Source organism: Stappia sp. (assembly GCF_965276915.1).
In the GTDB taxonomy this organism is placed as follows: Bacteria; Pseudomonadota; Alphaproteobacteria; order Rhizobiales; family Stappiaceae; genus Stappia.
The window spans coordinates 598,092-611,536 of the sequence record NZ_OZ255709.1 but is presented as its reverse complement, the minus strand read 5'-3'; the positions used below and the strand labels follow the sequence as shown (position 1 = coordinate 611,536).

At 70.1% G+C, this 13,445-nt stretch carries 12 protein-coding genes and 1 tRNA gene; 5 read left to right on the top strand and 8 right to left on the bottom strand.

The annotated features are described in order from the left end of the window. Nucleotides 1-173 precede the first annotated feature (173 nt). From ACQY46_RS02800 to tsaD, 7 genes are all read right to left on the bottom strand, one after another. Nucleotides 174-1,343 (bottom strand): M20 aminoacylase family protein, encoded by a 1,170-nt coding sequence (locus tag ACQY46_RS02800; RefSeq protein ID WP_428698800.1) that lies wholly within the window; start codon nucleotides 1,341-1,343, stop codon nucleotides 174-176. Nucleotides 1,344-1,497: 154 nt separating this feature from the next. Then, complete coding sequence (locus tag ACQY46_RS02795; protein ID WP_428698799.1) at nucleotides 1,498-2,166, bottom strand: class I SAM-dependent methyltransferase; 669 nt, start codon at nucleotides 2,164-2,166, stop codon at nucleotides 1,498-1,500. Further along, a complete protein-coding gene (locus ACQY46_RS02790) occupies nucleotides 2,163-2,585 on the bottom strand; it encodes an EVE domain-containing protein (protein ID WP_306028619.1) in 423 nt (140 codons plus the stop codon). Before ACQY46_RS02790 ends, ACQY46_RS02795 begins: the two co-directional genes overlap by 4 nt. A 3-nt stretch (nucleotides 2,586-2,588) precedes the next feature. Then, a complete protein-coding gene (locus tag ACQY46_RS02785) occupies nucleotides 2,589-2,876 on the bottom strand; it encodes a YciI-like protein (protein WP_428698798.1) in 288 nt (95 codons plus the stop codon). A 98-nt stretch (nucleotides 2,877-2,974) separates the two neighbouring features. Further along, nucleotides 2,975-3,991, bottom strand: a complete 1,017-nt coding sequence (locus ACQY46_RS02780) for an NAD(P)H-dependent glycerol-3-phosphate dehydrogenase (RefSeq protein ID WP_428698797.1) — start codon at nucleotides 3,989-3,991, stop codon at nucleotides 2,975-2,977. Further along, nucleotides 3,988-4,509 (bottom strand): NUDIX hydrolase, encoded by a 522-nt coding sequence (locus ACQY46_RS02775; RefSeq protein ID WP_428698796.1) that lies wholly within the window; start codon nucleotides 4,507-4,509, stop codon nucleotides 3,988-3,990. Before ACQY46_RS02775 ends, ACQY46_RS02780 begins: the two co-directional genes overlap by 4 nt. Further along, nucleotides 4,506-5,660: a tRNA (adenosine(37)-N6)-threonylcarbamoyltransferase complex transferase subunit TsaD gene (gene tsaD, locus ACQY46_RS02770; protein WP_428698795.1), complete on the bottom strand. Its 1,155-nt coding sequence runs from the start codon at nucleotides 5,658-5,660 to the stop codon at nucleotides 4,506-4,508. The genes ACQY46_RS02775 and tsaD overlap by 4 nt, the downstream gene beginning before the upstream one ends. Nucleotides 5,661-5,710: 50 nt before the next feature. Between tsaD and hemC the strand changes: the two genes are divergently transcribed. From hemC to ACQY46_RS02745, 5 genes are all read left to right on the top strand, one after another. Continuing rightward, nucleotides 5,711-6,646: a hydroxymethylbilane synthase gene (hemC, locus tag ACQY46_RS02765; protein ID WP_428698794.1), complete on the top strand. Its 936-nt coding sequence runs from the start codon at nucleotides 5,711-5,713 to the stop codon at nucleotides 6,644-6,646. A gap of 5 nt (nucleotides 6,647-6,651) precedes the next feature. After that, nucleotides 6,652-7,374 (top strand): uroporphyrinogen-III synthase, encoded by a 723-nt coding sequence (locus ACQY46_RS02760; RefSeq protein WP_428698793.1) that lies wholly within the window; start codon nucleotides 6,652-6,654, stop codon nucleotides 7,372-7,374. 170 nt (nucleotides 7,375-7,544) lie between these two features. Beyond that, a complete protein-coding gene (locus ACQY46_RS02755) occupies nucleotides 7,545-9,536 on the top strand; it encodes a mitofilin family membrane protein (protein WP_428698792.1) in 1,992 nt (663 codons plus the stop codon). A 95-nt stretch (nucleotides 9,537-9,631) separates the two neighbouring features. Continuing rightward, nucleotides 9,632-11,563, top strand: a complete 1,932-nt coding sequence (locus ACQY46_RS02750) for a heme biosynthesis HemY N-terminal domain-containing protein (RefSeq protein ID WP_428698791.1) — start codon at nucleotides 9,632-9,634, stop codon at nucleotides 11,561-11,563. A 277-nt stretch (nucleotides 11,564-11,840) separates the two neighbouring features. Further along, nucleotides 11,841-11,916, top strand: a tRNA-Thr gene (locus tag ACQY46_RS02745). Between the two features lie 118 nt (nucleotides 11,917-12,034). Here ACQY46_RS02745 and ACQY46_RS02740 read toward each other — a convergent pair. Further along, nucleotides 12,035-13,432 carry a PLP-dependent aminotransferase family protein gene (locus ACQY46_RS02740; protein WP_428698790.1) on the bottom strand — a complete coding sequence of 466 codons (1,398 nt, stop codon included), beginning with the start codon at nucleotides 13,430-13,432 and terminating at the stop codon, nucleotides 12,035-12,037. Between the last annotated feature and the right edge of the window lie 13 nt (nucleotides 13,433-13,445).

Genomic DNA, 13,445 nt, shown 5'->3' with positions numbered 1-13,445 from the left:
GAGGAGCGCGGGGGCACGGGACCTCCGGATGCCGATTCGCACCCGGGTCGAGAGGGAACCGGGCACGGGCGACTGCAGAATGCACGGGCAACCTGCGCCCGGGCAGGCGCAGGTTGCCCGAAAGCGCGGCGCGGGGAAAGGGCTCGTTCCGCGCGCCGTTCAGCTGGCGGCCGTCAGCCTGCCGGCATGGCCGTCTCGACGAGCTTCACCCAGTAGGAGCAGCCGACCGGGATCAGCTCGTCGTTGAAGTCGTAGGCGGGATGATGAAGCATCGCGGTGTCGCCGTTGCCGGCGAAGATGAACGCGCCGGGGCGCTCCTGCAGCATGAAGGAGAAATCCTCGCCGCCCATCGTCGGCGCGACGTCGGTTACCACATTGTCCGCACCGGCGATGTCGCGGGCGATGCCGACGGCGAAGTCGGTCTGGGCCTCGTGATTGACCGTGATCGGGTAGTCGCGGATGTAGTTGACGCTCGCCTTGGCGCCGAAGGCGGCGGCGATGGTCGGCACGATTTCCTTCAGCCGGCGCTCGGCGAGATCGCGCACGTCTGCATCGAGCGTGCGCACCGTGCCGCGCAGCACGGCGGTCTGCGGGATGACATTGTCGGTGAAACCGGCATTGAAGGTGGTGATCGAGACGACCACGGATTTCAGCGGGTCGACATTGCGGCTGGCGATCGACTGGACCGCCTGAACGATGTGGCTGCCGACGAGAATGGTGTCGACAACGTCGTTCGGCTTGGCCGCGTGGCCGCCGACGCCCTCGATGTCGATCTGGATGCGGTCGGCGGCCGCCATGATCGAGCCCGGGCGGATGTGGAACGTGCCGACCGGTGCGCCGGGCATGTTGTGCATGCCGTAGACTTCCTGGATGCCGAAGCGGTCCATCAGGCCGTCGTCGATCATCGCCTTGGCGCCGGCGCCGCCCTCTTCCGCCGGCTGGAAGATGACCACCACGGTGCCGTCGAAATTGCGGGTCTCGGAGAGATACTTGGCCGCGCCCAGCAGCATGGCGGTGTGGCCGTCATGGCCGCAGGCATGCATCTTGCCCGGAACGGTCGAGGCGTAGGGCTTGCCGGTGATCTCGTCGAGCGGCAGCGCGTCCATGTCGGCACGCAGGCCGATCACCTTGCCGGAGCCCGTGTTTCTGCCCTTGATCACGCCGACGACGCCGGTGCGACCGATGCCCGTGGCGATCTCGTCGAGGCCGAAGGCCTTCAGCTTGTCGGCAACCACTTCCGAGGTGCGATGCGTGTCATAGAGCAGTTCCGGGTGGGCGTGGATGTCGCGGCGCCACTCGGTGATTTCCTCGGAGAGGTCGGCGAAACGATTGATGATCGGCATGACGGTCCTCGAAAGCTGTCGGATGGGCGGAGTGCGGCGAAATTGCCGGCATGGCCGCGAAGAGGAGCATATCTGACGCCGAAAACAGGCCGCCGCGCAAGTCCCGGCGATGATTTCGGCCGCATGAGCCGCCGGTTTCGAGCACGCCGCTGCGTCAGGCGAGGGACGGTGTGTGCAGCTCGAAGACGCTGGAGCGCTTGATCTCGAAATCCTCGAGCGACCGGTTCACCGGCACGTCATAGGTGGCGAGGCATTCGAGCCTTCCCCTGGGCAGATAGGCACGGCCCGGATCGCCGACCAGAACGCGCGATCCGGCGGCGAGCGCCCGGTCGGCCCAGGCAAGCACCCGGGTCGCCATCGGCTTTTCGTAGAAGACGTCGCCGGTCAGGATCACCTCGGCGCGCGGTGGCGGCAGGTCGAGCGGGTCCTCGCCGGAAAGCGCGAAGTCGACGCCGTTCAGCTCCATGTTGAGGCTGGCGGCCGCGAGCGCGAAACGGTCGATGTCGCAGGCGGTGACCGACGTGGCGCCGGCCAGCATGGCGGCGATCGCGGCAAGCCCCGAGCCGGTGGCGAAGTCGTGGACGCTGCGCCCCGCGACCGTGCCCGGATTGTCGAGCAGGTAGCGGGCAAGCGCCTGTCCGCCGGCCCAGGCAAAGGCCCAGAAGGGCGGCGGCAGGCCGATGGCGCCGAGATCGTCCTCGGTCTTCTGCCACAGCGCCACCGCCTCGTCGGCGAGGTGCAGGCGGATCTCCGGCGCATGCGGCACCCGGTGGACCCGCGTGTTCGCCAGCACGAAGGCGCGCGGATCGACCGGCGGCGTCATGCGTCGGTCACGCCGCCCATCTCGCAGACGATCTTCCATTCCTCCTCCGTCACCGGTTGCACCGACAGGCGCATCGAGGTGACGAGTGCCATTTGCGCAAGCCTCGGCTCGGCCTTGACGTCGGCAAGCGTCACCGGCTTCGGCACGTCGCGAACCGCCTTGATGTCCACGCATTCCCAGCGCGGATCGTCGGTGGTCGTGTCGGGATGGGCCAGGGCGCAGACCTCGACGATGCCGACGACCTCCTTGCCGTCATTGGAATGGTAGAAGAAGCCGCGGTCGCCGAGCTTCATCTCGCGCATGTTGTTGCGCGCCTGGTAGTTGCGCACGCCGTCCCATTGTTCGCCGGCCTCGCCCTTCGCCTTCTGCTTGTCCCAGGACCACTTGTCCGGCTCGGACTTGAACAGCCAGTAGCGCATGCGTCAGGCCTCCGGGTTCTTGATGACCCAGTTCCAGGGCCGGATCTCGACGCTTTCGAAAAGGCCGGCGCGGGCGTAAGGGTCCTCCGAGGAGACGGCCAGCGCCTCGTCGCGGTTCGCCGCCTCGATCACGACCAGCGAGCCGGTCATGCCGCCGTCGTCGTCAAGGAAGGGGCCGGCGGCCTTCAGCTTGTCGCCCATCGCCTTGAGAAAGGCGAGGTGGTCGGCACGGTTGTCGAGACGGGTCTGCAGGGCACCGGGCTTGTCGGTGCAGATCAGGGCATAGAGCATGGCGGTCCTTCCTGATTTCTTGTGAAGCGCAAAACACTGTGCGGCCATAGATAACCGGTTCGCCGGCGGCCGCAAGCCGGCGCCCGCGTGCGGCGCGGTCACGCCTCGCGGCGCAGGGGACGCGTCATCAGGCCGGTGAGCGCCGCGTCGAGGCCGATGCGTCCTTCAAGGACGGCGGACACGGCCGTGCCGATCGGCATTTCGATGCCGTGGCGGGCGGCGAGGTCGACGGCAATGGCGGCCGAATGCACGCCCTCGGCAAGCTTGCCGCCAGCGGCAAGCTCCGCCACCGTGCGGCCCTCTCCAAGGGCCATGCCGAAGGCGAAATTCCGCGATTGCGGCGAGGAACAGGTGAGCACGAGATCGCCGAGCCCGGACAGGCCGGTCAGGGTTTCGGGCCTTGCGCCGAGCGCCAGGCCAAGCCTCGTCAGCTCGGCGAAACCGCGCGCGGTGAGCGCTGCCAGCGCGCTTGCCCCCCAGCCCTTGCCGGCAACGGCGCCGCAGGCAATCGCCAGCACGTTTTTCAGCGCGCCGCCGACCTGAACGCCGACAAGGTCGGTCGAGGCATAGGGGCGGAACTGGGCGCTTGCCAGCGCGAGCGAGAGCAGGTCGGCAAGGTCGCCGTCATCGGCGGCCAGCGTCACCGCAGTCGGCAGGCCGCGTGCCACGTCGGAGGCGAAGCTCGGGCCGGAGAGAACGGCGGGCCGGCAGGCGGGCGCCGCCTGGCTCAGCACCTCGCCGAGCAGCAGACCGGTGTCGCGCTCGATGCCCTTGGCGCACAGAACGACCGGCGTTTCCGGCGCGAGGTGCGGGGCGAGCGCTTCCGCCATCGCCCGCGTTGTCTGTGCGGGCGTTACCAGCAGGACGGCATGGGCGCCGTCGAGCGCCATGCCGAGATCCCCGGTTGCCGTGATTGCCCGGTCGAAGGGAATGCCCGGCAGATAGCCCGGGTTGCCCTCTCCCGCGCTGATCGCCTGCACCGTTCGCGGATCGCGGGCCCAGAGCATCACCTCACGCCCGGCGCGCGCGGCGGTGAGTGCCAGCGCGCTGGCCCAGGCGCCGCCGCCGATGACGGCAATCCGCTCGATGGCGCCCGGCTGGTGCTGACCACTCATGATCCTTGCTCCAGCCTGCGGCCAAGCTCGGCGAGCGGTGCATGAAATCCGGTGAAGAAGCGCGCCGCGCCAAGGGCAAGCGCCTGGGAAATATCGATCCAGAACAGCTCGAAGCGGATCGGGTCGCCGCCGGCCGACGGCGTCATCTCGAAATGCTGCCAGCGGGCGCGCCGCGCGGCACCTTCGCGCAACCGGGCGTGATAGAGGCGGCGGGCATGGATGTCGCGACCCTGCGCGTTGTCGAAGAGCACCGTCTGCTCGCCGATCATGTCCAGGGCCTGCTCGATGACAAGGCCGGTCTCCTCGCGAAACTCGCGGCAGGCGGCGATCAGGTGGCTTTCGCCGGGATCGACGGTGCCGCCGGGCACCTGCAGGCCGACTTCCGGCTGGTCCGGCTGGCGGAAGACCAGCAGTTCCCGGCCGCAGGTCAGGTAGATATAGGCCTTGTGCTTGAGCCGGTCGAAGCGCTCGGGCAGGCGGTCGCAGACGGTGCCCTCGAAGAAACGCGGATCGTTCACGCCTTGGCTCCCTTTCGCCCCGAGCCGAAGAGGCTGGCTGTTTCCGTGTCGAGCGGCCAGCGCGGACGCGGGCTGGCATCGCGGTCGTCCACCGCCAGGCCGGCCGCGCGCGCGGCCACCAGCCGTTCGATCCCTGCCCAGGCGATCATCGCCGCGTTGTCGGTGCAAAGCCGGACCGGCGGGGCGATCAGGCGGGCGCCGGCCCGGCGCGCCTCGTCGTCGAGCCGGGCGCGGATGGCGGTGTTGGCGGCAACGCCACCGGCGACGACCAGCACCGGATCGACCTGCGGGTATTCGGCGGCGAACAGTGCCAACGCGCGCCGGCTCTTTTCGCCGATGACATCGGTGACGGCGGTCTGGAAGGCGGCGCATAGATCGGCGACATCGGCGGGCGACAGCGGTGCCGCCGCGTGCGCGGCGGTGCGCACCGCCGTCTTGAGGCCGGCGAAGGAGAGGTCTACCCCGGGACGGTCGAGCATCGGGCGGGGCAGGGAAAACCGGTGCGGGTCGCCGTCGCGGGCGGCGCGTTCCACCGCCGGCCCTCCGGGAAAGCCGAGCTGGAGCAGCTTCGCCGTCTTGTCGAAGGCCTCGCCAACGGCATCGTCGATGGTCGAGCCGAGGCGGCGATAGCGGCCGACGCCTTCCACCAGCAAAAACTGGGTATGGCCGCCGGAGACGAGCAGCAGCAGGTAGGGAAAGGCGATGCCGTCGGTGAGCCGCGCCGTCAGGGCATGACCTTCCAGGTGATTGACGGCAACAAGCGGCCGGTCGCTTGCCAGCGCGATTGCCTTGGCCGTCGTCAGTCCGACGATAACGCCGCCGATCAGGCCGGGGCCGGCGGTCGCGGCGACCGCATCGAGATCGGCGAAGCCGAGGCCGGCCTCGGCAAGGGCGGCGGCGACCAGCTTGTCGAGGATGCGAATATGGGCACGGGCGGCGATTTCGGGAACGACGCCGCCGAAGGCCGCGTGATCCGCGGTCTGCGAGCGGATGATGTCGGACAGAATGTCGCGGCCGCCATCGGCGCGAAGCCGCACGAGCGCCGCCGCGGTTTCGTCGCAGCTCGTCTCTATGCCGAGGACCGTAATGGCGTCGCCGGACCGGAAATTGGTTTCGGCTGCATTGGCCGATGCGGTATCAGGGCTTATCATTCATGTTCCGCCTGTCGGACGCCACCCGCGTAACACCAGGACCGATATCCTTGCAAACAAAACATTCCGCCTCTCCCTTGCGCATCGGCACGCGCGGCAGCGCCCTGGCGCTCGCCCAGGCCCACGAGACGCGCGACCGGCTGATGCGTGCCCATGGCCTGCCGGAAGAGGCCTTCGAGATCGTCGTCATCAAGACGTCGGGCGACCGCATCCAGGACCGGCCGCTGTCGGAGGTCGGCGGCAAGGGGCTGTTCACCAAGGAGATCGAGGCGGCGATGCTCGAGGGCGGCATCGATATCGCCGTGCATTCGTCCAAGGACATGCCGACGGTGCTGCCCGAGGGGCTGGAGCTCGTTGCCTTCCTGCCGCGCGAGGATGTGCGCGACGCCTTCATCTCCCACAAGGCGGCGCGCCTCCAGGATCTGCCGCAGGGCGCGGTGGTCGGCTCCTCCAGCCTGCGCCGGCAGGCGATGATCAAGCGGCTGCGGCCGGATATCGACGTGGTCATGTATCGCGGCAACGTGCAGACGCGGCTGCAGAAGCTGGCCGACGGGGTCGTCGATGCGACGCTGCTGGCCCATGCCGGGCTGAAGCGGCTCGGCCTTGGCGAGGTGGTGACCTCGGTGATCGGGACGGACGAATTCCTTCCCGCCGTCGGCCAGGGGGCCATCTGTATCGAGGCGCGTGCCGACGACACCAGGACGCGGGACCTGCTTGCCGCCATCCACGATCGCGACACGGAGACCTGCCTTGTCGCCGAGCGGGCGTTTCTGAAGGTGCTGGACGGTTCCTGCCGGACGCCGATCGGCGGGCTGGCGCGGCTGGTCGAGGGGGAGTTGCGCTTCGCCGGGCTGATCCTGACGCCGGACGGGCGCACCCGGCACGAGACCACGCGCGACGGCGCGCCGGGCGATGCCGAGGCGCTCGGAACGGATGCTGGCGCCGAGCTGAAGCGGCGCGGCGGTCCCGGCTTCTTTTCCGGGTGAGGCGGATGGCGCGGGTTCTGGTGACACGGCCGATGCCGGCCGCCGCGCGCAGCGCCGCACGGATCGAGGCGCTCGGCCACCGGGTGCATGTGGCGCCGCTGCTGTTCTTCAGGCCGCTGCGGCTGGCGCAGGGCGCGCTGCCGGCTCCCGGCGATGTCGGCGCCGTTGCCGTGACCAGCGCGCGCAGTCTCGAGGCCATGGCCGGTGCGGGTCGCCTCGCGCCCTATCTGCACCTGCCGCTCTTCGCTGTCGGCGCGGCAACGGCACTGGCAGCGCGCGCGGCGGGCTTCGAGACGGTCGCGGAAGCGGGCGGCACGCTTTCCGACCTTGTCCGGCTGATCGACGGGGCCTGCCCTCGCGCGCCAATCCTGTATCCGGCCGGGCGGGAGCGGTCCGGAGACCTTGCCGGCGAGCTTGGCCGCAAGGGTTTCGAATGCCGGCTGGTGGAGACCTATACGATGGAGCGGCTCGATGCGATCCCGGACGCGGAGCGATCCGCCCTTGCCGCGGATGACGACGGGCATCCGGTCCTTGCTCCGGTCTATTCGCGGCGGTCCGCGCGTGCCCTTGCCAGCGCCCTGCGTTGCTGGCGGGACCGCCCGGACTTCCGTTTCCTGGCAATTTCGGGCCAGGCGGGAGAGCCGCTGGAGGACCTGGGGACCGTCGTCGTGGCCGAGCGCTGCGACGAGGACGCGCTTCTCGACCTGTTGCCGGTGGGGGAGTTGTGAGACACCAGATTTGTTTTGCACCGCGAAAGCGGCGAACATAGACAAAGGCATAGGACGAAGGATCTGAAGTCCGCACCGGCTCGCGCTATAGTGGGGCGGGCACCGCGAGGCCGCCACGGCGGCAGGACGCGCGGACGGACGGGCGCATGACCGCAAGGGAGAGACCATCCATGGCTGCCGACAGCAAGAAGCCGGATCCGAAGACCGCCTCGCCCAAGGGCGCGACCAAACCCGCCGGCGGCTCGCAACGCAAACCGGTGACGATCGACCTGGAAGCCAGGGAAGTGAATGCCGGCAAGTCCGGCGAGGCTCCGGTTTCGGCAGCTGCCGCGTCGTCAAAGCCGGCGACGCCGGGGTCCGGTCCCGCTTCCGGTACAGGCAGTGCCGGCGGCATGGCACAGGCAAAGGCCGGCGAACAGAAGCCGGATCCGGCTCCCACGGGCGCGCCCGCCGCGAAGGCCGACGGGCCGAAGCCGGCTGCAACATCCGGTGCGCCCGCGTCCGAGGCAAAACCGGCGGAGGCCAAGGCGTCCGGTGCGACGACCGCGCAGACTTCTTCGGCCGCGCCAAGACCCGGCGAAACCGCCAAGCCAGGTGCGGGCGGTGCGCCGGCAGGCGGCGCATCGACAGCGGCGGCGGGCGCGTCCGCCGCCTCGCCGAGGCCGGCCGCATCCACCTCGGGCGCGTCCGCCGCGAGCGACCCGGCCAGGCCTTCATCCGGGACGGCGACCGACGCGAAAGCGGACGCTGGGTCCTCGGCAAGCGCATCCTCTGCCGCAGCGTCCGAAAAGCCGGCATCCCCGCCGCCGCGCCCGGCTTCGTCGCCGGCCTCGGCAAAGCCCGGATCTGCGACAGGCGAGAAGGAGGAGCGCGGGTCCTCGACCGGTCTCGGCAGTCTGATCGCTGCCTCGCTGGTCGGCGGTGTCGTCGCGCTTGCCGGTGCCTGGGGCGCGGGCAAGGCCGGGCTGCTGCCGGCCCCGGCGCCTTCCGCCGAACTGCGGACCGTGATCGCGGAAGCGCAGAACCGCGTTTCCGGGCTCGAGACCCGAATCGCCGAGCTCAGCCAGGGCCAGGAAGCGGCATCCGGCGCCGCGAACGACATGGCGGCGGTGCGCACGCGCATTTCCGAGCTCGAAGCCACGCTCGAGGGCCTTGCCGGCGGGGCCTCCTCGTCGATTTCGCAGGAAGCCTCGTCCCGCATCGCCGAGATCGAGAACGGGTTGTCGGAATTGCGCCGTTTCGTCTCCTCCGGCGGGGCCGGCGAGAGCGCCGGGCTTGCCAGTCTCCAGGACGCGCAGGCAAAGCTCGTGCAATCGGTCGAAGGGCTGGCAAAAACGCAAGGCGAGCAGGCGGCGGCGCTTGAGGGGCTGAGCGGCGATGCGGCGGGTCTCGAGGCCGCAAAAGGCGAGATCGCGAGCCTGAACGAGGGAACCTCCGCGCTCCGGCAGGCGTTCGACAGCATGAAGGGTCAGGTTGCCGCGCTCGGCGGCGATCTCGACACGCTCGGCAAGGGCCAGTCGGCACTGGAAGCGCGGCTGGACACCGGATTGAAGGATGTGAGTACGCGCCTTGCGGCGCTGGAAGAGCGCATCGCTCCGATCGAGGCGCAGATGGGCGATGCCAGCGCGCGCGAGACGGCGGCCCGGGCGGTGGCCGTCTCGGCGTTGAAGTCGGCGATGGATCGCGGGGCTCCCTTTGCCACCGAGCTTGCTGCCGTCGCCTCGGCGCTGCCGCAGGGCACCGACCTTTCGGATCTCACGGCGCGCGCGGAGGCGGGCGTGCCGACGCGCACCGCGCTGCATGAGGGCTTCGCGGCCGTCGCGCGGCGGATGTCGGCGGTCATGGATGCGCCGGCCGAAGGCGATCTCGTCGACAGCCTGCTCTCCAACGCCCGCTCGCTGGTGTCGATCCGCCAGCCGGGCGAGAGCGACGCGGCAACCCCGCAGGCAGCGCTCGGTCGCATGGAGGCGCGCGTCGGGCGCGGCGACTTCGCCGGCGCGCTTCAGGCCTATGACGAGTTGCCGGAGAACGTGCGCGCGGCCGGCGCCGACTGGGTCGCCGATGCGCGGGCCCGGCTGGCGGCCGATGCACTGGTCGACCGGGTGACCGGCGATGTGCTCAAATCCATGGGGCAGGCGGGTGCGCCGGCTGCCTCGAACTGACAGGTGACGACCGGCGCGGGTCCGCCCGCGCCGCCCTCAGCCGATCCGGACAGTATCCGGACCGACCGGACATTCGCCGGGGAGAGTAGACGACCATGATCCGCTTGCTGATTTTCATTGCCCTGCTGTTTGTCGTCGCGCTGGGAGCCGCGTGGCTCGCCGACCGGCCCGGCGTGATCACCCTCGACTGGCAGGGATACCGGATCGAGGCCGGGCTGATGACCGCCGCGGTGGCGCTTTTCGCGCTGCTGGCCGTCGGCATCATCGTGTGGAACCTGGCGCTCCTCATCCTCCGCTCGCCCGGGCTCGTCGGCCGCTTTTTCCGCCGCCGTCGCAAGGACCGCGGCTATGACGCGCTGTCGCGCGGCATGCTGGCGCTGGGCGTCGGCGATGCCGCGACGGCCTCGCGCCATGGCAACGAGGCGCAGAAGCTCCTGAAGCAGGAGCCGGCGGCCGAACTGCTGCTGGCCCAGAGCGCGCAGCTTGCCGGCCGGCACGAAGAGGCGCGGGACCGCTTCGAGGCGATGCTCGAGAACCCGGATCTCAAGGCCGTCGGCCTGCACGGGCTTTATGTCGAGGCGGAGCGGCTCGGCGAACCGGTCGCGGCGCTTCACTATGCCGAGGAAGCGGCGAAGCTGGTGCCGGGCCTGCCCTGGGCCGGGCGCGCCGTGCTCGGCTACCAGGCCGTGTCCGGCGACTGGGCCGAGGCGATCAAGTCGCTGGAGCGCAACTACGCGGCCAAGCTCGTCGACAAGAAGACCTTCCGCCGCCACAAGGCGGTGCTGCTCACCGCACAGGCGCTGGAGGTCGAGGACCGTGACCCGGACGCGGCGCGTGGCCTTGCCGGCGAGGCGCACGGCCTGGTGCCGGCGCTGGTGCCGGCAGCGGTCGTCGCCGCGCGGCTGGCGACCCGGCGCGGCGACATCCGCAAGGCGATGAAGGTTGTGGAGACCAGCTGGAAGCTCAATCCGCATCCCGAGCTCGCCGATGCCTATGCCCATGCGCGCAACGGTGATTCGGCGCTCGACCGGCTGAAGCGGGTCAAGGCGCTGGCGGCGCTGCGGGCCCACAATGTCGAGGGCGCGCTGGCGCTGGCGCGCGCCGCGCTTGAGGCATCGGATTATGCGCTGGCCCGCGCCCAGCTGAAGGCGGCGCTGACGCTGGAGCCGACGCGCCGGGTCTTCCTGCTGATGGCCGAGCTGGAAGAGACCCAGCATGGCGATCGCGGCCGGGTGCGCGAATGGCTTGCCCGCGCGGTACGCGCACCGGCCGATCCCGCCTGGGTGGCCGATGGCGTGGTCAGCGAGACATGGGCGCCGGTGTCGCCGGTGGACGGGCGGCTCGATGCCTTCGCATGGGCCTTGCCGCCGGCAAATCTCGACCATGAGGACACCTCGCTGGAGGCCCTGGACGAGGCCCTGTTCGAGGCGCTTCCGGCTCTGGCGGCCTCCATACCGGCGGATATCCCGCCCGCTCCGCCTGCGGCCGGGGATCGTTCGAACGAGGGGGCGTCCGGTGCCCGCGCGGACACTGCCGTGTCGCCGGTGGAGGAGGCGCAGGTGATCGAGGACGCAGCCGAACCCGCCACGCCGGCTCGCGCCGCTGCATCTGTGACGGACACCCCTGAAAAGGCGGGTCCGTCGAGGGATGCCGGGGAGGCAGCGGCGAGGACGCCGACCGCGGAGACCTCGCCTGCCGTGACACCTGCGGATGGTCCGAAGCCGGCCGATGCGCAGTCGCCGGGCAAGCCGCCGGCGGACGGATCGACCCGGGCTGGCGATGCCGCTCCGGGTTCGGCCGGACCCGCCAATGGCACGGCCGGCGAGGCCGGGAAACCGTCTGCCGAAGCGGTCGACAAGAAGCCGGCCGGGCAGGCCCCCGCTCCTGCCGGCGGCTCGCCCGCGAAGGCGGCCACGGACCTTTCGCGGCCGATCGAGTTTCCGTTGAAGCACATGCCCGACGATCCGGGTCCCGACGGGGATGACGAGGAGCCGCCGAAGAAGCCCGGCTACCGCTTCTTCAACTGACGCGGGGCGGGCTGGCCGGTCCGCCACCTGCCGGGAACCCCGGCCGAGGTCCTCCCTGCCCATGCCCGAGCGCCGCGAACGGCCGTTCGGCGGGGCGTCCTGAAAAGCTTGCGCGGGGCGCGCAAAGCCTCTTGCGCGGCGCGGGCTTGTCCGCTATCACACGGCCACCCTGGCGGTACGGCGTCGCACGGCCCACGCGGCTGTTGCCACGTCACGCAAGCGACAGGGATACATACGGGGACTCGATCCGCTCGGAACCAAGTCCCCGGTCTGGTGCGCCGGTGTAGCTCAGTTGGTAGAGCACGTCATTCGTAATGATGGGGTCGGCGGTTCGAGTCCGTTCACCGGCACCACTTTCTTCTTAGCCTGAGATCATCGCGAGAAGCTGCTTCCCGCATTCCGGCCCGGAAGCGATCGGCGTCTCATGCCGCGCGGATCCGTCACTCAGGTCGCGCTGTCGCATCCCTCCCCCTATCCCCCTGCCTGCCGGATCGCGTCGCGCAGCACGTCGAAGACCTTTGGCGGGCATTGCGAGACGTTGAAGCGCATGTGGCTGGTGGCGGAGCGGGAGACGCTGAAGACATCGCCCGGTGCCAGCACCACGCCTTGCGCCAGCGCCGCGCGCGCCACATCGGCAGCATTGATCCCGCCCGGCAGTTCGCACCACAGGAACATGCCGGCCTGCGGCTCGATCCAGGGGATGATGCCGAGTGCCCGCAACCGGGGCGCGACACCGGCCATGGCGCGGGCGAGGCGCTCGCGCAGCGTCTCCAGATGCCGTCGGTAGCCGCCGTCACGCAGCACGCCCAGCACAAGCTCCGCATTGAGCCGGCCGCCGCCGAAGCTGGTGGCGATCTTCAGGTCGGCCAGTCCCTCGATCCAGTCGGGCCGCGCGGCGATATAGCCGCAGCGCATCGAGGCCGACAGCGTCTTTGAAAAACTGCCAATCTGGATGACCCGATCGAAGCCGTCGAAGGCGGCGAGCCGGGGCGCTGCCACGTGCTCCATGTCGGTGAAAATGTCGTCCTCGATGATGGTCAGGCCGTGCTGTTCGGCAAGCTTCAGCACCCGGTGGGCGGTCACCGGCGAGAGTGTCGCGCCGGTCGGGTTGTGGATCGCTGAATTGGTGATGTAGAGCCGCGGCCGGTGCTCGTTCAGCACCGCCGCGAACCGCTCGATATCGGGGCCTGTCGGCGTGTAGGGGACGCCGACGATCTTCACGCGGTGGGCGCGCAGCAGCGCCTGGAAGTTGAAATAGCAGGGGTCGTCGACAAGCACCGTATCGCCCGGCTCGACCAGCAGGCGGCACAGGAGGTCGATGCCCTGCGTGCCGGATTCCGTCAGCAGGATCTGTTCGGGGAATGCCTCGACGCCCTTTTCCGCCAGCCGCCGGGCGATGAGTTGCCGCATGGGGAAAAGACCGAGCGGCGAGCCGTAGTCCGCAAGCGCGCTGCCATCGGCGCGGGCGAGGGACCTGAGCGCCTTGCGCAGGCTTTCCTCCGGCAGCCATGACGGGGGCAGCCAGCCGCAGCCGGGCTTGAGGTCCGCCTCGCCGGCCTCCAGCGACTGGCGGGAGACCCAGAGCGGGTCGATGGCGCGGTCGCGCCTCGGGCCGACCTGGGACAGGGCAAGCGGGGCCGCATGACTGGTGACGTAGAAGCCGGAGCCCGGCCGCGCCGCGATCTGCCCCTCGGCCACCAGGCGCTCATAGGCCTCGACGACAGTCGAGGGCGAAACCTGCATGTGGCCGGCCATCCGCCGGATCGAAGGGAGCTTTGCCCCCGGAGGCAGGCTGCGTCCGGCGATGCGCTGCCGGACCACACGCATCACGCGCTCCGTCAGAGTGCCGTTCCCGCTCATCTCCGTCATTCGTCCGCCCGGC

Coding starts and splice junctions, on each gene's coding strand:
- ACQY46_RS02800 (WP_428698800.1), bottom strand. CDS start 1,343: ATGCCGATCATCAATCGTTTCGCCGACCTCTCCGAGGAAATCACCGAG.
- ACQY46_RS02795 (WP_428698799.1), bottom strand. CDS start 2,166: ATGACGCCGCCGGTCGATCCGCGCGCCTTCGTGCTGGCGAACACGCGG.
- ACQY46_RS02790 (WP_306028619.1), bottom strand. CDS start 2,585: ATGCGCTACTGGCTGTTCAAGTCCGAGCCGGACAAGTGGTCCTGGGAC.
- ACQY46_RS02785 (WP_428698798.1), bottom strand. CDS start 2,876: ATGCTCTATGCCCTGATCTGCACCGACAAGCCCGGTGCCCTGCAGACC.
- ACQY46_RS02780 (WP_428698797.1), bottom strand. CDS start 3,991: ATGAGTGGTCAGCACCAGCCGGGCGCCATCGAGCGGATTGCCGTCATC.
- tsaD (WP_428698795.1), bottom strand. CDS start 5,660: ATGATAAGCCCTGATACCGCATCGGCCAATGCAGCCGAAACCAATTTC.
- ACQY46_RS02760 (WP_428698793.1), top strand. CDS start 6,652: ATGGCGCGGGTTCTGGTGACACGGCCGATGCCGGCCGCCGCGCGCAGC.
- ACQY46_RS02755 (WP_428698792.1), top strand. CDS start 7,545: ATGGCTGCCGACAGCAAGAAGCCGGATCCGAAGACCGCCTCGCCCAAG.
- ACQY46_RS02750 (WP_428698791.1), top strand. CDS start 9,632: ATGATCCGCTTGCTGATTTTCATTGCCCTGCTGTTTGTCGTCGCGCTG.
- ACQY46_RS02740 (WP_428698790.1), bottom strand. CDS start 13,432: ATGACGGAGATGAGCGGGAACGGCACTCTGACGGAGCGCGTGATGCGT.